This is a genomic window from Actinocorallia populi, assembly GCF_002995495.1.
In the GTDB taxonomy this organism is placed as follows: Bacteria; Actinomycetota; Actinomycetes; order Streptosporangiales; family Streptosporangiaceae; genus Actinocorallia; species Actinocorallia populi.
Map to the genome: position 1 here is coordinate 1,199,337 of NZ_PVZV01000002.1, position 17,556 is coordinate 1,216,892.

The following is a 17,556-nucleotide window of genomic DNA, read 5'->3' on the forward strand; positions in this document are numbered from 1 at the left end:
CGCGGCGGAACGGGTGCCTTGGTGAAGGGAGCGCAAAGTCGGCGGCCCCGGGTAGTGTTCCGGTCATGTCAGGATTCAGCTCGGCGTTCGAACGCCTGGGTGCCGCGCTGTCCGCCATCGCCCTGCAGCGGCAGGAGACGCTGGCGGGATACCTGCCCCGCGCCGACTGGAGCGCCGACCTCGGGGCCCGCACCTACACCAGCGGCGGGGTCACCGTCCGGGTGGGGCTGCTGGGCAGCTACGCGGCGGACGAGCGCACCTGGCTGTGGGGCTGGGCCAACCGGCAGTTCGGACCCGACCATCCCGCGGTCGTGCCGACCCTGGCGGTGCGGGAGCTGGGCGAGCGGCTGGCCATCCCCGAGTTCACCACCCCCGAGCTCGACCTGTCCTGGTACCGGGGGCCCGCCGCGCACGGCGGCGAGCCGATCGCGCTGGTCGCGTCCGGGGCGCTGGCGGGGTCCGGCTACATCGGCGCCGGCTACGACGGGGGCTCGGCCTACCTCCAGGTCGACGACCCGCAGGTGCCCGAGGCCGCCTTCGACCCGATCCCGGTGCCCGCGCTGCTGATGAGCGCGGTGGCGCTCTTCCCGCGCGACCCCCGGCTGACCCTGACCCGCCTCCTGTCCCACCACCGGGTGCCCTTCCGCCAGACAGGGGCGGTGACCGAGGCGCGGCTGCCCGGCGGCGGCACCGCCCGGGCGATCTTCGACGAGCACGGCAGGCTCAAGAACTGGGAGGCGAGCCTGCGGGTGTAGAGGATCCGCGGGTGAAGTGTCAGGGATCGTCGCAAAGGCCGTCCCGGCCCCCGAAACTCGATTGCGGCGCCGGGCCCGGCCTTCCGTAGACTGAGCTGCGTGATTTCCCGAATCGACCTGCGCGGCTCCCTGCCGGAAGACCTGCGCTCCGTGATGCCCCGAGCCGACTTCGACGTCGAGGCCGCCCTGGAGAAGGTGCGGCCGATCTGTGAGGACGTGCGGCATCACGGCGTCGCGGCGGTGCTGCGCTACACGCGGGACTTCGACGGCGTCGAGCTGACCACCACGCGGGTGCCCGTCCAGGCGATCCACGACGCCCTGGAGAGCCTCGACCCGGCGGTGCGCGCCGCGCTGGAGGAGGCGATCCGGCGCACCCGGATCGTGCACCGGGCCCAGCGCCGCACCGACGTCACCACCCGGGTGGTGCCCGGCGGCACCGTCACCGAGCGGTGGGTGCCGGTCGAGAGGGTCGGCCTGTACGTGCCGGGCGGCAAGGCCGTCTACCCCTCCAGCGTGGTCATGAACGTGGTCCCCGCCCAGGAGGCCGGGGTGCGCTCGCTGGCCGTCACCTCGCCCGCCCAGAAGGAGTTCGGCGGGCTGCCGCACCCGTCCATCCTGGCCGCCTGCGCGCTGCTGGGCGTGGACGAGGTCTACGCCGCGGGCGGGGCCCAGAGCCTGGCGATGTTCGCCTACGGCACCCAGGAGTGCCCGCGGGTCGACCTGATCACCGGCCCCGGCTCGATCTGGGTGGCCGCCGCCAAGCGGTACCTGCGCGGCGTCGTCGGCATCGACGCCGAGGCCGGCCCCACCGAGATCGCGATCCTGGCGGACGCCACCGCCAACCCCGCCTACGTCGCCGCCGACCTGATCAGCCAGGCCGAGCACGACACCATCGCCGCGTCCGTGCTGGTCACCGACTCCCCGGACCTCGCCGAGGCGGTCATCGCCGAACTGGCCGGGCAGGTCGCGCGCACCAAGCACCGCGAGCGGGTCACCGAGGCGCTGGCGGGCCGCCAGTCGGCGGTCATCCTCGTCTCGTCGCTGGACGACGGGCTGGCCGTGGTCGACGCCTACGCCGCCGAGCACCTGGAGATCCACACCGCGGACGCCGCCGCCGTCGCCGCCCGGGTGCGCAACGCCGGCGCGGTCTTCGTGGGCGACCACTCCCCGGTCTCCCTGGGCGACTACCTCGCCGGCTCCAACCACGTGCTGCCGACCGGCGGCTGCGCCTGCCACTCCTCCGGCCTGTCGGTGCAGTCGTTCCTGCGCGGCATCCATGTGGTCGACTACGACCGCGCCGCCCTGGCCGAGGCCACGGCCATGGTCGTGGCGCTCGCCGAGTCCGAGGACCTGCCCGCGCACGGCGCCGCCCTCAAGGCCCGCTTCGGCTGGGAGATCCCCTCATGACCTCGCTCGAAGACCTGCCGCTGCGCGACGACCTGCGCGGCGACAAGCCCTACGGGGCGCCGCAGCTGGACGTCCCGGTCCAGCTCAACACCAACGAGAACCCCTACGGCCCGTCGCCGGAGCTGGTGCGGGCCCTGGGCGAGTCGGTCGCCGCGGCCGCGGGCGAGCTCAACCGCTACCCCGACCGCGACGCCACGGCGCTGCGCGCCGACCTGGCGGCGTACCTGAACGCCGAGTCCGGGACGCGCCTGGACGCCTCCCGGGTGTGGGCGGCCAACGGCTCCAACGAGATCATCCTGCAGATCCTGCAGGCCTTCGGCGGCCCGGGGCGCAGCGCCCTGGGCTTCGAGCCGTCCTACTCGATGCACCCGACCATCACCAAGGTGGCCAACACCCGCTGGATCAACGCCTTCCGGTCCGAGGACTTCGGCCTGGAGGCCGACCGGGCCATCGCCGCGATCACCGAGCACCGGCCCGACGTGGTGTTCCTCACCTCGCCCAACAACCCGACCGGCACCGCGCTGGACCACGGGGCGATCAAGGCGGTGCTGGACGTCGCGCCCGGCATGGTGGTGGTCGACGAGGCCTACGGGGAGTTCCGGCGGGCGGGCACGCCCTCGGCGCTGGAACTGCTGCCCGGCAACCCGCGGCTGATCGTCACCCGTACGATGTCCAAGGCGTTCGCCCTCGCCGGCGCGCGCCTGGGCTACCTGGCGGCCGACCCGGCGGTGCTGGAGGCGCTGCTGCTGGTCCGGATGCCCTACCACCTGTCGACGGTCACCCAGGCGGTCGCGCGCACCGCGCTGTCCTTCTCCGGTGAGCTGCTCGGCTACGTCGACGCGCTGCGCCGGGAGCGCGACGCCACGGTCGGGTGGCTGCGCGACGAGGGGTTCAGGGTCGCCGACTCCGACGCGAACTTCGTGCTGTTCGGGGAGTTCTCCGACCGGGACGCCGTGTGGCGGCGGATGCTCGACCACGGCGTGCTCATCCGGGTGGTGGGCCCCCCGTCCTGGCTGCGGGTTACGGTGGGGACGCCGCAGGAGATGGCAGCTTTCCGCAATGCTTTGAAGGAGTCAGTGTGAGCCGTGTCGGCCGCGTGGAGCGGGGCACCAAGGAGACCAAGGTCCTCGTCGAGATCGACCTGGACGGCACGGGCAGGGTCGAGGTGTCGACCGGTGTCGGCTTCTTCGACCACATGCTGGACCAGCTGGGCAAGCACGGCTCGTTCGACCTGACCGTCCGGACCGACGGCGACCTGCACATCGACAGCCACCACACCATCGAGGACACCTCGATCGCGCTGGGCCAGGCGTTCAAGCAGGCGCTGGGCGACAAGCGCGGCATCCGCCGGTTCGCCGACGCCTCGATCCCGCTGGACGAGTCCCTCGCCCAGGTGACGGTCGACCTGTCCGGCCGCCCGTACCTGGTGCACTCCGAGCCCGCGGGCATGGCCCCGATGATCGGCTCGGAGTACGACACCACGATGACCCGGCACATCTTCGAGTCGTTCGTGGCCAACGCCGAGGTCGCCCTGCACGTCCACGTCCCCTACGGGCGCAACGCCCACCACATCGTCGAGGCGCAGTTCAAGGCGCTGGCGCGGGCGCTGCGCTACGCCTCCGAGCTCGACCCCCGGGTGCACGGGATCCCCTCCACCAAGGGCGCCCTGTGATGCTCGGCGTGCTCCCGCCGGTGGGGCCGGTGCTGCTGGCGGCCGAGGAGAAGGGCGGGATCGAGCTGTTCGGCCTGACCTTCACGCCGTTCGCGCTGTTCATGTTCGCGCTCACCCTGTTCTTCCTGACCGGGGTGTACAGCTTCCTCAGGCAGGGGCTGAAGGGCGCGGCGGTCGTGGTGGGGGTGCTGGCCGTGCTGGCGTTCGTCGCGGGTCTGGGGAGGATGTAGTGAAGAAGGTCGTCGTCCTGGACTACGGTTCGGGCAATCTCAGGTCGGCCGAGCGCGCCGTCGCCCGCGCGGGCGCGGACGTCGCGGTCACCTCCGACTTCGACGAGGCGCTGAACGCCGACGGGCTCGTCGTCCCCGGCGTCGGCGCCTTCGCCGCCTGCATGCAGGGCCTGCAGTCGGTCAAGGGCGAGCGGATCATCGGCCGCCGCCTGGCCGGGGGGCGTCCCGTCCTGGGCATCTGCGTCGGCATGCAGATCCTCTTCGGCAAGGGCGTCGAGCACGGCATCACCACCGAGGGCTGCGGCGAGTGGCCCGGCACCGTCGAGCGCCTGGACGCGCCCGTCCTGCCGCACATGGGCTGGAACACCGTCGAGGCACCCGAGGAGTCGGTCCTCTTCGCCGGTCTCGACGCCGAGACCCGCTTCTACTTCGTGCACTCCTACGGCGTGCGCACCTGGGAGCTGGTGGACAGCGCCCTCCAGCCGCCCCTGGTCACCTGGGCCGAGCACGGCGACCGCTTCGTGGCGGCCGTCGAGAACGGCCCCCTCAGCGCCACCCAGTTCCACCCCGAGAAGTCCGGCGACGCAGGCGCCCAGCTCCTGAGGAACTGGCTCGGCACCCTGTGATCCGGGGCGCGCCCCGTCCCGCCTCCGCGACGCCCGTCCCTCGCCAAGAGGGACGGGCGTCGCGCCGTCCAAGGCGTGGAAGGGGGCGGCGAGCCGGATGGGCCGGGCCGGATCGGCCTGGACGGCCTGCTCCAGCAGGGGCCGTCTCAGCGGAGGGCCGCCTCCAGGGCGTGAGAGGCGGGAGGCGACCTCGTCGGGCGGCGCGTCGGTAGGCGGCCCGCGGGCCTGGAGTGAGGTACTCGCGTCCGGTGCGTCGGGAGTGCGCGTGCGGGGCTGGATACTCGGACGGTGAGCAAGGAGCGGGCTCGGCGGCGGGCCGAGCGGGAGGCCGAGGCGGTCCGGCAGGCCGAGGCGCAGCGGGTCAGGGCGGCGCGGGCGGCACGGTGGCGGGCGCGGTGGGGGGCGGTGCGGAAGCGGTTGCCGAAGGCGGCGCCCGGTCCTGCCGCGCGCAGGAGGCGCAGGCGGGGAGCGGCCGCCGCGGCGGTGTTCGCGGGGATCCAGGGAGCGGCCTGGTTGCTCGGATTGTCGCTGATGGCACGGTTCGGGGTGCTGGTGGTCTGCGCGCTGGTGTTCCCAATCGGGGTCTTCGTGCTCTTCGACCGGCGCTGACGGCGCAACACTGAGACAGTCTTTTCTCTTTGTCTCAACTCCGGTACTGTGCAAGTGAGCACTTGCTTGGGTGGAGGTCGCACGTGGACGGATCCGGTTCGTTGTTGCGGAGGTACGCGGGGGATTTCAGGGCCCTCATCCCCGGGAGCAGCGCGGGGCTGATGCAGCTGCTGTATCCCCCCTTGGGCGCGGGGGTCGCCGACCACTCGGACTTCTTCTCCGATCCGTTCGGGCGGATCTACCGGTCGGTCCCGCAGATCTGGGCAACGATCTTCGAGTCGGACGCCGCCGCGCGGGCGCGGGGCGTCCGTGACCTCCACGCGGGGATGAAGGGCGTCGAACGGGGCAGGCGCTACCACGCGCTGGAGCCCGAGACGTTCTGGTGGGCGCACGCCACCTTCACCTGGGAGATCTTCCGGTCGGTGGAGCTGTTCCACCCGCAGGCCCTCTCGGCCGACGAGGAGGAGCGCCTCTACGCCGAGACGGTCCAGTGGTACGAGCGGTACGGGATGAGCATGAAGCCCGTCCCGCAGGACTACGCCGCGTTCCGCACGAAGTTCCACCGCATCTGCGCCGAGGAGCTGGACCACAACCCCGCCGCGGACCGGGCGCTGGACATCGCGCTGCACGGGCGGGGCGTCTCGGTGCTGCCGGACGCGCCCGCGCTGATCGGCAGGGCCGCGTCCCTGATGGCCGAGCCCTCCGCCAGGTCGTCCGCCCTCGGCTGCCTGCCGGAGATCGTCCGGGAGCGCTTCGGCATCCCCTGGAGCGCCACGGACAGGCTCGTCTTCGCGGTGCGGTGCCAGGCGATCTGCCGGGGATGGGAGGCGGTGCCCGACCGGGTGAACCGGACGGCGCTGCGGACCCTGCTGCGCTACGTCGGCAGCACCACCCGGGACCGGCGCTACCGGCCGGCCGCCTGACGGGCCGGTGTGATCCGGGACACGACCGGCGGGTAACCGCGAGTGCGGGGATGTCGTGTTTCCGCCGGTCAGAACCCGGCCGGTAGGGTGGTGGGCCATGACCCTGACGCTGCTTCCCGCCGTTGACGTCGCCGATGGCCAGGCCGTGCGCCTGGTGCAGGGCGAGGCCGGCTCCGAGACCTCCTACGGCGACCCCCTCGACGCCGCGCTGGCCTGGCAGAGCGCCGGCGCCGAGTGGATCCACCTGGTCGACCTGGACGCCGCCTTCGGCCGCGGCTCCAACCGTGAACTGCTGCGCGAGATGACCGGCCGGCTGGACGTCAAGGTCGAGCTGTCCGGCGGTATCCGCGACGACGACTCCCTGCGCGCCGCCCTGGACACCGGCTGCGCCCGGGTGAACATCGGCACCGCCGCGCTGGAGAACCCCGAGTGGTGCCGCAAGATCATCGCCGAGTTCGGCGACCGCATCGCCGTCGGCCTGGACGTGCGGGGCACCACCCTGGCCGCCCGCGGCTGGACCCAGGAGGGCGGCGACCTCTGGGAGGTGCTCGCCCGCCTGGAGGAGGACGGCTGCCCGCGCTACGTGGTCACCGACGTCACCAAGGACGGCACCCTGCGCGGCCCGAACGTCGAGCTGCTGCGCGAGGTCTGCCGCCGCACCGACAAGCCGGTCGTCGCCTCCGGCGGCGTCTCCTCCCTGGCGGACCTGCGGGCCCTGGCGGCCCTGGTGCCCGAGGGCGTCGAGGGCGCGATCGTCGGCAAGGCGCTGTACGCCCAGGCCTTCACCCTGCAAGAGGCCCTGGAGACCGTTCGATGATCGAACGGATTTCGTCCGGCGGCCCCTGGGAGGAGACGTTCGGCTACTCCCGCGCGGTGCTGGCGGGCGACATGGCCTTCGTCGCCGGCTGCACCTCGGTCGTCGACGGCGAGGTCGTCCACGTGGGCGACGCCTACGAACAGGCCCGCACCGCCTTCCAGATCGCGCTGTGGTCGCTGGAGCGCCTGGGCCTGTCGCCCAAGGACGTGGTGCGGACGCGCATGTACGTGACGGGCGCCGAGCACGTGGAGGCCGTGGGGCGCGCCCACGGCTCCCTGTTCGGCGACGTCAGGCCCGCCTCCAGCCTCCTGCTGGTGGCCGGCCTGATCGACCCGCGCATGCTGGTCGAGGTCGAGGTCGACGCCTACGCGGGAGAAGTGATCGCATGACCGTGGCCATCCGAGTGATCCCCTGCCTGGACGTCGACGCGGGCCGGGTCGTCAAGGGTGTCAACTTCCAGAACCTGCGCGACGCGGGCGACCCGGTCGAGCTGGCCCGCCGCTACGACGCCGAGGGCGCCGACGAGCTGACCTTCCTGGACATCACCGCCTCGTCCGGGGACCGCTCGACCACCTACGACGTGGTGCGGCGCACCGCCGAGCAGGTCTTCATCCCGCTGACCGTGGGCGGCGGCGTCCGCAGCGTCGAGGACGTCGACAGACTGCTGCGGGCCGGCGCCGACAAGGTGTCGATCAACACCGCGGCGATCGCCCGTCCGGAGTTCCTGCGCGAGGCCGCCCACCGGTACGGCTCGCAGTGCATCGTGTTGTCGGTGGACGCGCGGCGCGGCGGGGACACCCCGTCGGGGTTCGAGGTGACCACCCACGGCGGGCGCAAGGGCACCGGCATCGACGCGATCACGTGGTCGCGCGAGGCCGAGGAGCTCGGGGTGGGGGAGATCCTGCTCAACTCCATGGACGCCGACGGCACCAAGAACGGCTTCGACCTGGAGATGCTGGCCCGGGTCCGCGAGGTGGTCTCCGTGCCGGTGATCGCCAGCGGCGGCGCGGGCGCGCTGGAGCACTTCGCCCCGGCGGTGGCCGCGGGCGCGGACGCGGTGCTGGCCGCCTCGGTCTTCCACTTCGGGGACCTGAAGATCTCCGAGGTCAAGGGCGCGATCAGGGAAGCCGGGCACCCGGTGCGCTGAGGCGTGCCCGGGGCGGGGGCGGCGGTGAGGCCGCCGCCCGGCCGCCGGCCGCCGCGGTCGCGCGGCGGCCCTCCCGGCGGGTCATCCGCCGACGTTCGTCGTGATCTCGATGATGACCTGCTCCTGGGTGATGGACTGCACCCGGACGTCGAACTCCCCGGAGGACTGCTCGCTGTCCAGCGGGACGGTGAGCTCCTGGCCGCCGATCTTCAGGGTGGCGCTGGTGTCGGTGGCGGAGACGAACTCGGCGTTGACGCCCAGGACCTCGGCCTTGGCGTTGACGCCGCGGTCGAAGGTCACGGTGCACTTGCCCGCGGCGATGTCGCAGTCGGCGTTCTCGCTGCTGCACGCCGAGGTCGCGGCCAGGGCCAGCGCGAGCAGGGGGGTGGCGAGGAGAAGGCGGGTCTTCGAGGAGATCATGGGAGCAGTCTAGGGGCGGGAAGGCGGCCCGGACATCGCCCTGCGGGACCACTTCGGGCCTCCCCAGGGGAGGAGGAGGCGCCTCCCGGCCGACACCTGACGACGATTTCCGGGGGTTCTCCGCGCCCCGGGCGTCAGGGCTCCGTCCGGTCCACGGCTGCCGAGACCACGCCCGGCTCCTCCGCGGCGCAGGCGGCCAGCCGGCGCAGCCGCAGCCGGTTGTCCTCGGTGAGCGGCGCGGTGGAGGCCCCGATGCGGCGGGCGTCGTCCTCACAGTCCCACAGCGCCTCGGTGGCGTAGACCTCGGCGGTGTGCGGGGCGGTGCGCAGCAGCGCGGTGAGCAGCCGGGGCCGCAGGTAGGCGTACTCGGTGGCCGACCAGGCCTCCTTCAGCAGCGGGACGGCGGCGCCCGCGCGCAGCCTGCCCAGCCCCTCCACCGGACTGGCCGCCGCGCCCCAGCTCCCGGCCGACAACGCCTCCGACAGGTCGCCCAGCAGGATCGGCACGTCCCTGGCGGTGCCGTGTCTGGCCAGTATGTCGATGCCGACCTCGGCGCAGCCGGGCACGCCGCCCGCCCAGGCCCTCGCCCTGGGCAGCGCCTCGGCGCCGTACTCGCGCAGCGCCCGGCAGATGACGCCGCGCCAGCGGCTGGGGCGCTCGGGCAGGATCTCCTCGGCCAGGTCGAGCAGCGCGGGGCTGCGGCGGCGGCCCAGCTCCAGGATGGCCTCGACGGAGGCGTCGGAGCGCTGGTGGACCAGCGCGGCCAGCTCGACGTCCGAGCCGGTGGGGCGGTGCTGCTCCCGGGGGTGCGGGGGCGGGCTGGAACGGCGTGCCCGCACCGCGTCGGCGATCACGGTGTGCTCCGAGGCCCACTGCCGGATGACCGGGTTGCCGGGATCGTCGACGAGCCAGTGCAGGTCGTCCTCGTCGCAGCGGGCGGCGGCGACCGGTCCCAGGCCGTGCACGAGCGCCGGATCGCCCAGGGAGACCAGGGCGTCCAGCGCCTCGAACCACTGCGCGCCCTCCTGGGCGTAGCGCCGCAGCGGGGTGGCGGCCTCGCGCCTGCTCAGCCGCACGAGGTCGGCCAGGACGTCGATGGCCAGGGAGACGCGCCAGTCGTCGCCCGAGGTCTCGTCCTCGGGTGCGAACAGGTGTTCCACGACCGGATGGACCGGCAGCTCCAGGTCCACGAGCAACCGGGCGTAGTAGAGGCTGCGCGACTCGATCTGGCGGTCCCAGCGTGGATCCCTGCGGATGCAGTCATAGACGAACTCGCCTGAGCCCCGGATCTCGGCGGCGCGCCGCGCGGCCCGACCGAGGCCGCGTTGAAGCTGTCCATGCAGCGTGGTGACGGGGTGAATTACGTTGGCATCCACCCAGCCAGCATGCGCAGGCGAGGACGGCGGGGGCAAGTGCCTTTTGATACGGGAATAACTGGCGGCCCCCGATGGTAGGCATGGGGGTCGATGTCGTTCACAGTGGGAGATATTTCGTGCCGGAGCGGGTCGATCCCCAAATCCTGCGCGCGGGGTTGCGCGTGCTCGGCGTGGCCATCCGCGCCGAACCCTTCGTGTTCACCCTCTCGGTGCTCGCCAGCGCCCTGTACGGGGGCACGACGGTGGCCAGCGCCTGGGTGCTGGGATGGGTGACCCAGGAGACCATCCTTCCCGCGTTCGAGCGGGGCGACACCACCGCGGGCGCGCTGGCCGCCGCGGCGGCCGCGGTCGTCGGGGTGGCGGTGCTCAAGGCCGTGGGCGTGGCCGGGCGGCGGTTCTGGGCCGGGCTCATGCAGTACCGGATGCAGGCCGCCTACCGGCGCGAGGTGACCCGCAGGTACCTGGAGCTGCCGCTGGCCTGGCACCAGCGGCACCCCACCGGCCAGCTGCTGTCCAACGCGGGCGCCGACGTCGAGGCGGTGTGGGCGCCCATCGCGCCGATGCCGATGGCGGTCGGGGTGGTCTTCATGCTGGTGACCGCGGCCGTGGCGATCCTGCTGGTCGACCTGCCGCTGGCGCTGATCGGCTTCCTGATCTTCCCCGCCGTCGCCGTGCTCAACTACGTCTACCAGCGGCGCCTGGGGCCCAAGGCGGCCCGGGCCCAGCAGCTGCGGGCCCAGGTCAGCGAGGTCGCCCACGAGAGCTTCGAGGGCGGCCTGGTGGTCAAGACCCTCGGCCGGGAGGACGCCGAGACCGAGCGGTTCGCCACGCAGGCCCGCCTGCTGCGCGACACCAACATCGAGGTCGGGAAGATCCGCGGGCTGTTCGACCCGGTGATGGAGACGCTGCCCCGGCTGGGCGTGCTGGCCGTGCTGCTGGTCGGCGCGGTCCGGCTGGACGCCGGGGCGATCGACTACGGCGAGCTGGTCCAGGTCAGCTACCTGTTCACCCTGCTGGCCTGGCCGATCCGGGCGCTGGGCTGGGTGCTGGCCGAGCTGCCGCGCAGCGTCGTCGGCTGGGAGCGGGTGCGCGCCGTCCTGGACGCCGAGGGCTCGCTGCCGTACGGCGAAGCCGCGCTGGGCACCGCCGGGGCGGCCGGGCTCGAGGTCAAGGACGTGCGGTACGGCTACGGCGAGGACGCCGGGCAGGGCGCCGCGGTGCTGGACGGGGTGGACTTCACCGTCGCCCCCGGCCGCACCGTGGCGATCGTGGGCTCCACCGGCTCGGGCAAGTCCACCCTGGCCGCGCTGCTCGTCCGGCTGGTCGACCCCGGCGCGGGCGCCGTCCTGGTCGACGGCGTGGACGTGCGGGAGCTGGCGCCCGGCCAGGTGGCCGGCGCGGTCTCCCTGGTGCCCCAGGAGACGTTCCTGTTCGACGACACGGTGCGCGGCAACCTGCTGCTGGGCCGCGACGTGCCCGACGAGGAGCTGTGGGCGGCGCTGCGCCTGGCCCAGGCCGACGGCTTCGTCTCCGGGCTGCCCGACGGCCTGGACACCCGGATCGGCGAGCGCGGCGCCACCCTGTCCGGCGGCCAGCGCCAGCGCCTGGCGCTGGCGCGCGCCCTGGCCCGCCGCCCCCGCCTCCTGGTCCTGGACGACGCCACCTCCAGCGTCGACCCGCGGGTCGAGGCCCGCATCCTGCGCGGCCTGCGCGACACCCGCTCCAGCGTGGTGGTGATCGCCTACCGCAAGGCCACCATCGCCCTGGCCGACGAGGTCGTGCACCTCGACCGGGGCCGTGTCGCCGGCCGGGGCGCCCACGCCGATCTGCTGGAGCGTTCCCCCGGCTACCGCGACCTCGTCAACGCCTACGAGCAGGCCGAGCAGGAGCAGCAGGCGGAACAGGCGGAGAAGGCGGAGAAGGCCGGGCAGGCAGCGGACGAGGACGTGACGGCATGACGATGTTGAACGAGGCGGTACTGCACGAGGGCGCCCTGGCCACGGCGCGGCGCGGGCTGCGGATGACGCCGGAGTTCCGGCGCGGGCTGGCGCTCACGCTGGCGCTGGCGGTGGCGGCCACCGCGGGCCGGGTGGTGATCCCGGTCGCGGTGCAGCAGGTGATCGACCACGGCCTGGGCGCGCCGGGCGGCCCCGACCTGGGCTACGTCCGCAACGCGGTGGCCGTGTGCGTGGTGGCCGTCCTGCTCACCGGCGTCGCCGCCTACCTGATGAACGTGCGGCTCTACCGCAGCACCGAGACGGGGCTGGCGTCCCTGCGGGTGCGGGCCTTCCGGCACGTGCACGACCTGTCGATGCTCACCCAGAGCAGCGAGCGGCGCGGGGCGCTGGTCTCCAGGGTCACCGCCGACGTCGACCAGATCAGCCAGTTCATGCAGTGGGGCGGGCTGATGCTGCTGGTCTCCACCGCCGAGGTGGTGGTGGTGACCGGCCTGATGGCCGTCTACTCCTGGCAGCTGACCCTGCTGGTGTGGGCGTCGTTCATCCCGCTGGCGGTGGGGCTGCGCTTCTTCCAGCGGAGGATCTCCCGGGCGTACCTGGTGGTGCGCGAGCGCATGGGCGACCTGCTGTCGGTGGTGGGCGAGGCCGTGGTCGGCGCCTCGGTGATCAAGGCGTACGCGGCCGAGGCCCGGACCGCCGAGCGGGTGGACAGGGCGGTCGAGCAGAGCAAGCGGGCGCAGACCAGGGCGCAGGCGCTGGTGGCGATGACGTTCCCGCTGAGCGAGGTCGTCGCGGCCGTCGCCACCGCGGCCGTGGTCGTCTGCGGGGTGCTGCTGGGCGTGGGCGGCACGCTCAGCGCCGGCGAGCTGGTGGCGTTCATGTTCCTGGTCACCCTGTTCGTGAGCCCGATGCAGACCGCCACCGAGATCCTCAACGAGGCGCAGAACGCGGTGGCGGGCTGGCGCCGGGTGCTGGGGGTGCTGGACACCGAGCCGGACGTCGCCGACCCGGGGGAGTCCGGGCGGACGCTGGAGCGCGGCCCGGTCGCGGTGGACTTCGAGGGCGTCGTCTTCGGCTACCCGTCGGGCCCGACGGTGCTGCACGGCGTGGACGCGCGGATCGAGCCCCGCGCCCGCGTCGCGGTGGTGGGGGAGACCGGCTCGGGCAAGACGACGTTCGCCAAGCTGCTCACCCGGCTGATGGACCCGGTCTCGGGCACCGTGCGGATCAACGGGGTGCCGCTGCGCGAGATCGCCTTCTCCTCGCTGCGCGAGCGCGTCGTGATCGTCCCGCAGGACGGCTTCCTCTTCGACGCCACGCTGGCGGAGAACATCCGCTACGGGCGCCTCGGGGCCACCGACGAGGAGATCGCGGCGGCGCTGGGGGAGCTGGGCCTGGGCGACTGGCTGGAGGGCCTGCCCAAGGGCCTGGACACCCCGGTCGGGCAGCGCGGCGAGTCGCTGTCGGCGGGCGAGCGCCAGCTGGTCGCGCTGGCCCGCGCCTACCTGGCCGACCCGGACCTGCTGGTGCTGGACGAGGCGACCTCCGCGGTCGACCCGGCCACCGAGGTGCGGCTGCAGCGGGCGCTCGACGGGGTCACCCGGGGCCGCACCGCCGTCTCGATCGCGCACCGGCTGTCCACGGCCCAGGCCGCCGACGAGGTGCTGGTGTTCGACCGGGGCCGGATCGTGCAGCGCGGCCCGCACGCCGAGCTCGTGGCGGTGCCGGGCGTGTACGCCGATCTGCACGCCTCCTGGACGGCTCAGCGGGGAATGTGACCTGCCGCCGATGCCGTCCCGTGAACATCCTGATGCGGACCTGAGGCCGTGCCGTGAGCGCCGTGTGACCGGGGGTGCTTCCCGCAGGGGGGCGGACGATCGATTCGACTGGTGTCCGTCCGGATACGCTGCGGATTTATGGTCTTGTCCCCGATGTCGGTGGTGGGGGTGAAATCCCTTACTAAGCAGGGGTTTTCACCCTCGCGGATCTTGGTCGGGCGGTGCTATTCTCCCCTCGGCGGTTGCAGTCGTGGTTCGTTCAAGTGTTTACCGGTGGTAAAGCGCCCGCGCGGACGATGACAGCGGGCGTTTTGGCTTTCCCGGGGACGGTACCCGGGGGCGAAGGCTCCCCGTGTAGGCCGTGGTGGGGCCACGAGGTGTGGCGCCGTGTTTTGCCGCAAGGAGAAAGACCATGCCCCAGCAGGGCACCGTGAAGTGGTTCAACGCCGAGAAGGGCTACGGCTTCATCGCCGTGGACGGCGGAGGACCCGACGTCTTCGTCCACTACTCGGCGATCCAGAGCTCCGGCTACCGCAGCCTGGACGAGGCGCAGCGCGTCGAGTTCGAGGTGACCCAGGGCACCCGGGGGCCGCAGGCCGACCAGGTCCGCCCCCTGTAAGTACCCCCTCGTCCGGATACATCCTGACAAGCCCGCCCCGCCGCCGCGGGGCGGGCTTGTCACATGTGCAGGTCCCGGTGCGGTCCGGCGGCTTGGAGGCGGCAGAATGGAGGGCATGTCAGCGCAAGGGCCCGCGGCCCCGAACTCCACAGCACTCGACCCGAAGATCGCCGCCCGCCTGAAGCGGAACGAGGAGGGCCTCGTCCCCGCGATCGTCCAGCAGCACGACACCCGCGAGGTGCTCATGATGGGCTGGATGGACGACGAGGCGCTGCACCGCACCCTCACCACCGGCCGCTGCACGTTCTGGTCGCGCAGCCGCAAGGAGTACTGGGTCAAGGGCGAGACCTCCGGGCACTCCCAGTGGGTGAAGTCCGCCGCCCTCGACTGCGACGGCGACGCCCTGCTGGTCCAGGTCGACCAGGTCGGCGCGGCCTGCCACACCGGCGACCGCACCTGCTGGGACGCCGACGACCTCGGGGCCCTGGTGGGGAGCCGCTCGGAATGACCGCGCCCGCGCGGGAGGCCGGCCCGAGACCCGCCTCCCGCGGCCGGGAGGCGCTCCTGGCCGCGGGGGTCTGCGCGGCGGGCGCCTCCCTGGTCGTCTACGCCTCCGGCCGCACCTGGGCGACGGTCGACCCGGCCGCACAGGGCGCCGAGAACCTCCAGGTGGCAGGAGAGGCCCTCACCGCCACCGGGGCGCTCGGCTGGGCGTCCCTGGCCGCCCTGGCGGCTCTGGCGGCCACCCGCGGCCGCGCCAGGATCGCCGTGGGAACGGTGCTGGCCCTTCTGGGCGCGGCCGTCTGCGTGCTGTCCCTGACCGCCGCCGACGCCTCCTCGGTCGCGAAGGCCGCCGCGGACGTCTCCGCGCTCTTCAACGCCGCCGACCCCCACACCGTCACGACGACGGCATGGCCGGCGTGGTCGGCCGCCGGCGGTGTGCTGACCGTCCTGGCGGGCCTGCTCACCGCCGTCCGGGGCCGCCACTGGCCCGGCATGTCGGCGCGCTACGACCGCGGGGCCAAGGCCGGCGGACGGGCGCGGGCCGACGACCCCGCCGCCCTGTGGAAGTCCCTGGACCGCGGCGAGGACCCCACCGCCGCCGACCCCGAGGAGCACTGAGATCGGCACCCCCGAGTCCGGCGGCACCGTCCTCGTCGTCGAGCACGACCCCGATGTCGCCGCCCTCCAGCGGCTCTACCTGACCCGCGAGGGCTACCACGTCGTCGTCGAGCCGGACCGCACCCGCGTCCTGGCCGCGCTCGCCGAGACGCGTCCCGACGTGGTCGTCCTGGACCTCTCCGAACTCCCCCCGCCGCTGACCGCCACCGACCTGCAGCGCCGCGTCACCGACGCCGCCAAGCCCGCGCCCGTCATCAGCGTCGTCCCGCCCGGCCCCACCGCCGCCGCCCCGCCCGGACGCGCCCCCGCCAAGAACCACACCATCCCCCGGCCCTTCGGCCCGCGCACCCTGCTGGCCGCCATCGCCGACGCCCTGCGGGCCCGCGCCGACGACACCGCCGCCGACGTCCTGCACGCCGGCGGGCTCACCCTGGACCCCCAGACCCGCACCGTGCACATCGGCGGCGCCCCCACCCCCCTGACCGCCACCGAGTTCGACCTCCTCGCCCACCTCCTGCGCCACCCCGGCCGGGTCTTCACCCGCGAGCAGCTCCTGGCCTCCTCCTGGCCCGCGGGCGCCAACGCGGGGGTGCGCACGGTGGACGTCCACATAGCCCAGCTGCGCGGGAAACTGGGGCCCGCCAGCCCCATCCGCACGGTCCGCGGCGTCGGCTACGTGGCGGGCTGATCCCCTTCCCGGGTTCCGCGGGGGCCCGAGGGGTAGTTTTGGTGCGTGACAGCTGTGTCGGGACGGGCCGAGGGGCGGTGGCGGCGGATGGCCGCGCCGCTGGGAGTGCTGGCCGCGGGCGCCGCTGGAGCGGCCTTCGTGGGGATGGTCAGCCCGTACGAGGCCGGGCACTACCCGGTGTGCCCCTTCCTGGCGGTGACGGGGCTGTCCTGCCCGGGGTGCGGCGGATTGCGGATGACGTACGAGCTGGCCCACGGGCGGCTCGCGGAGGCGTTCTCGAAGAACGCGCTGGTTTTTCTGCTGCTGCCGGTCGGGGGATACCTGTGGGGACTGTGGACGGTGGCGTCCTGGCGGGGCGTACCGGTGCGGACCAGGCTCGGAAGCAGGGTGGCGATCGTTGCGCTGACCGGGTCGATCTTGGTTTTCTGGGTGCTCAGGAACCTGCCGCAGGGGCGGGTGCTGGCCCCGTAGAGTGTGGGGCTCGTGCCCGCCGGGAGCGGCGGGCGGCTACCATCGGGTACGGACAGGGCACCGTGATGAGGGGACAACCGTGAGCGTTCTCGACGAGATCATCGACGGAGTACTCGCGGATCTCGCGGAACGGCAGAAGACCGTTTCGCTGGAGGACCTCAAGGAGCGGGCCGCCTCGGCCGCGCCGCCGCGGGACGCGCTGCGCGCGCTGGGCTCCGACGGGGTCTCGGTGATCGCCGAGGTCAAGCGCAGCAGCCCCTCCAAGGGCGCGCTGGCCGCGATCGCCGACCCGGCAGCGCTCGCCCGCGACTACGAGGCGGGCGGCGCGAAGGTCATCAGCGTGCTGACCGAGGGCCGCCGGTTCGGCGGCAGCCTGGAGGACCTGGCGGCCGTCCGTGCCAACGTCGACATCTGCGTGCTGCGCAAGGACTTCATCGTCACCGCCTACCAGCTGTGGGAGGCGCGCGCCCACGGGGCCGACCTCGCGCTGCTCATCGTGGCGGCGCTGGAGCAGGAGGCCCTGGTCTCGCTGATCGAGCGTGCCGAGTCGATCGGGCTGACCCCGCTGGTGGAGGTGCACACCGAGGAGGAGGTGGCGCGGGCCGTCGCCGCCGGGGCCAAGGTGATCGGCGTCAACGCCCGCAACCTCAAGACCCTCGAGGTCGAACGCGGCACCTTCGCGCGGCTCGCGCCGCTGATCCCCGACGGGGTGATCAAGATCGCCGAATCCGGGGTACGGGGACCGCACGACCTCCTGGCCTACGCCACCGCCGGCGCGGACGCCGTGCTGGTCGGGGAGAGCCTCGTCACCGGCAGGAACCCGCGCACCGCGGTCGCCGACCTGGTCGCGGCCGGGACGCACCCGGCGCTGCGCCAGGGCAAATAAGATCGGGGCATGACCCGCACCGGACGCGCACCGCGCGAACGATGGCGCAGGG

General features: G+C 73.4%; 21 protein-coding genes. 19 read left to right on the top strand and 2 right to left on the bottom strand.

Annotated elements, in window-relative coordinates; genetic code table 11:
- Nucleotides 1-65 precede the first annotated feature (65 nt).
- The 11 genes from C2865_RS12685 (at nt 66) to hisF (ending at nt 8,186) form a co-directional block, all read left to right on the top strand.
- Nucleotides 66-755, top strand: a complete 690-nt coding sequence (locus C2865_RS12685; RefSeq protein ID WP_106398529.1) for a DUF6882 domain-containing protein — start codon at nt 66-68, stop codon at nt 753-755.
- A gap of 99 nt (nt 756-854) precedes the next feature.
- On the top strand, nt 855-2,162 hold the full coding sequence (hisD, locus tag C2865_RS12690; RefSeq protein WP_106398530.1) for a histidinol dehydrogenase: 1,308 nt from the start codon (nt 855-857) through the stop codon (nt 2,160-2,162).
- A complete protein-coding gene (locus tag C2865_RS12695) occupies nt 2,159-3,244 on the top strand; it encodes a histidinol-phosphate transaminase (protein ID WP_106398531.1) in 1,086 nt (361 codons plus the stop codon). Before hisD ends, C2865_RS12695 begins: the two co-directional genes overlap by 4 nt.
- A complete protein-coding gene (hisB, locus tag C2865_RS12700; RefSeq protein WP_106398532.1) occupies nt 3,241-3,834 on the top strand; it encodes an imidazoleglycerol-phosphate dehydratase HisB in 594 nt (197 codons plus the stop codon). The genes C2865_RS12695 and hisB overlap by 4 nt, the downstream gene beginning before the upstream one ends.
- Complete coding sequence (locus C2865_RS12705) at nt 3,834-4,064, top strand: hypothetical protein (protein WP_106398533.1); 231 nt, start codon at nt 3,834-3,836, stop codon at nt 4,062-4,064. The genes hisB and C2865_RS12705 overlap by 1 nt, the downstream gene beginning before the upstream one ends.
- Entirely contained in the window at nt 4,064-4,690 is a 627-nt protein-coding gene (gene hisH / locus C2865_RS12710; RefSeq protein WP_106398534.1) for an imidazole glycerol phosphate synthase subunit HisH, read from the top strand. Before C2865_RS12705 ends, hisH begins: the two co-directional genes overlap by 1 nt.
- A gap of 288 nt (nt 4,691-4,978) precedes the next feature.
- Nucleotides 4,979-5,299, top strand: a complete 321-nt coding sequence (locus C2865_RS39350) for a hypothetical protein (RefSeq protein WP_157963681.1) — start codon at nt 4,979-4,981, stop codon at nt 5,297-5,299.
- 83 nt (nt 5,300-5,382) lie between these two features.
- Entirely contained in the window at nt 5,383-6,222 is an 840-nt protein-coding gene (locus tag C2865_RS12720) for an oxygenase MpaB family protein (RefSeq protein WP_106398535.1), read from the top strand.
- Between the two features lie 97 nt (nt 6,223-6,319).
- Nucleotides 6,320-7,039, top strand: a complete 720-nt coding sequence (gene priA / locus C2865_RS12725) for a bifunctional 1-(5-phosphoribosyl)-5-((5-phosphoribosylamino)methylideneamino)imidazole-4-carboxamide isomerase/phosphoribosylanthranilate isomerase PriA (RefSeq protein ID WP_106398536.1) — start codon at nt 6,320-6,322, stop codon at nt 7,037-7,039.
- Nucleotides 7,036-7,428: a RidA family protein gene (locus C2865_RS12730; protein WP_106398537.1), complete on the top strand. Its 393-nt coding sequence runs from the start codon at nt 7,036-7,038 to the stop codon at nt 7,426-7,428. The genes priA and C2865_RS12730 overlap by 4 nt, the downstream gene beginning before the upstream one ends.
- Nucleotides 7,425-8,186 carry an imidazole glycerol phosphate synthase subunit HisF gene (hisF, locus tag C2865_RS12735; RefSeq protein ID WP_106398538.1) on the top strand — a complete coding sequence of 254 codons (762 nt, stop codon included), beginning with the start codon at nt 7,425-7,427 and terminating at the stop codon, nt 8,184-8,186. The genes C2865_RS12730 and hisF overlap by 4 nt, the downstream gene beginning before the upstream one ends.
- A gap of 81 nt (nt 8,187-8,267) precedes the next feature.
- Here hisF and C2865_RS12740 read toward each other — a convergent pair whose 3' ends face one another.
- Nucleotides 8,268-8,606, bottom strand: a complete 339-nt coding sequence (locus C2865_RS12740) for a hypothetical protein (RefSeq protein WP_106398539.1) — start codon at nt 8,604-8,606, stop codon at nt 8,268-8,270.
- A 134-nt stretch (nt 8,607-8,740) separates the two neighbouring features.
- A complete protein-coding gene (locus tag C2865_RS12745) occupies nt 8,741-9,982 on the bottom strand; it encodes a hypothetical protein (protein WP_232835548.1) in 1,242 nt (413 codons plus the stop codon).
- 80 nt (nt 9,983-10,062) lie between these two features.
- Here C2865_RS12745 and C2865_RS12750 point away from each other — a divergent pair, with 80 nt between their 5' ends.
- From C2865_RS12750 to trpC, 8 genes are all read left to right on the top strand, one after another.
- Nucleotides 10,063-11,940, top strand: coding sequence for an ABC transporter ATP-binding protein (locus C2865_RS12750; RefSeq protein ID WP_198653221.1), 1,878 nt, complete (start codon nt 10,063-10,065; stop codon nt 11,938-11,940).
- On the top strand, nt 11,937-13,718 hold the full coding sequence (locus C2865_RS12755; protein WP_106398541.1) for an ABC transporter ATP-binding protein: 1,782 nt from the start codon (nt 11,937-11,939) through the stop codon (nt 13,716-13,718). The genes C2865_RS12750 and C2865_RS12755 overlap by 4 nt, the downstream gene beginning before the upstream one ends.
- A gap of 412 nt (nt 13,719-14,130) precedes the next feature.
- Nucleotides 14,131-14,337, top strand: coding sequence for a cold-shock protein (locus C2865_RS12760; protein ID WP_106398542.1), 207 nt, complete (start codon nt 14,131-14,133; stop codon nt 14,335-14,337).
- 106 nt (nt 14,338-14,443) lie between these two features.
- The gene (gene hisI / locus C2865_RS12765) at nt 14,444-14,845 is read left to right on the top strand and encodes a phosphoribosyl-AMP cyclohydrolase (RefSeq protein WP_106398543.1); all 402 of its coding nucleotides are present in this window, start codon (nt 14,444-14,446) and stop codon (nt 14,843-14,845) included.
- Nucleotides 14,842-15,459, top strand: a complete 618-nt coding sequence (locus C2865_RS12770) for a Trp biosynthesis-associated membrane protein (RefSeq protein ID WP_106398544.1) — start codon at nt 14,842-14,844, stop codon at nt 15,457-15,459. Before hisI ends, C2865_RS12770 begins: the two co-directional genes overlap by 4 nt.
- A gap of 160 nt (nt 15,460-15,619) precedes the next feature.
- The gene (locus tag C2865_RS41400) at nt 15,620-16,147 is read left to right on the top strand and encodes a response regulator transcription factor (protein ID WP_269802710.1); all 528 of its coding nucleotides are present in this window, start codon (nt 15,620-15,622) and stop codon (nt 16,145-16,147) included.
- Nucleotides 16,148-16,192: 45 nt separating this feature from the next.
- Complete coding sequence (locus tag C2865_RS12780) at nt 16,193-16,618, top strand: DUF2752 domain-containing protein (protein ID WP_232835550.1); 426 nt, start codon at nt 16,193-16,195, stop codon at nt 16,616-16,618.
- A 79-nt stretch (nt 16,619-16,697) separates the two neighbouring features.
- Nucleotides 16,698-17,504, top strand: coding sequence for an indole-3-glycerol phosphate synthase TrpC (gene trpC / locus C2865_RS12785; RefSeq protein ID WP_106398547.1), 807 nt, complete (start codon nt 16,698-16,700; stop codon nt 17,502-17,504).
- Nucleotides 17,505-17,556: the final 52 nt, after the last annotated feature.

Coding starts and splice junctions, on each gene's coding strand:
- C2865_RS12770 (WP_106398544.1), top strand. CDS start 14,842: ATGACCGCGCCCGCGCGGGAGGCCGGCCCGAGACCCGCCTCCCGCGGC.
- C2865_RS12685 (WP_106398529.1), top strand. CDS start 66: ATGTCAGGATTCAGCTCGGCGTTCGAACGCCTGGGTGCCGCGCTGTCC.
- C2865_RS12730 (WP_106398537.1), top strand. CDS start 7,036: ATGATCGAACGGATTTCGTCCGGCGGCCCCTGGGAGGAGACGTTCGGC.
- C2865_RS12705 (WP_106398533.1), top strand. CDS start 3,834: ATGCTCGGCGTGCTCCCGCCGGTGGGGCCGGTGCTGCTGGCGGCCGAG.
- C2865_RS12695 (WP_106398531.1), top strand. CDS start 2,159: ATGACCTCGCTCGAAGACCTGCCGCTGCGCGACGACCTGCGCGGCGAC.
- C2865_RS12755 (WP_106398541.1), top strand. CDS start 11,937: ATGACGATGTTGAACGAGGCGGTACTGCACGAGGGCGCCCTGGCCACG.
- C2865_RS12750 (WP_198653221.1), top strand. CDS start 10,063: ATGGGGGTCGATGTCGTTCACAGTGGGAGATATTTCGTGCCGGAGCGG.
- hisF (WP_106398538.1), top strand. CDS start 7,425: ATGACCGTGGCCATCCGAGTGATCCCCTGCCTGGACGTCGACGCGGGC.
- C2865_RS12760 (WP_106398542.1), top strand. CDS start 14,131: ATGCCCCAGCAGGGCACCGTGAAGTGGTTCAACGCCGAGAAGGGCTAC.
- hisI (WP_106398543.1), top strand. CDS start 14,444: ATGGAGGGCATGTCAGCGCAAGGGCCCGCGGCCCCGAACTCCACAGCA.
- priA (WP_106398536.1), top strand. CDS start 6,320: ATGACCCTGACGCTGCTTCCCGCCGTTGACGTCGCCGATGGCCAGGCC.
- C2865_RS12740 (WP_106398539.1), bottom strand. CDS start 8,606: ATGATCTCCTCGAAGACCCGCCTTCTCCTCGCCACCCCCCTGCTCGCG.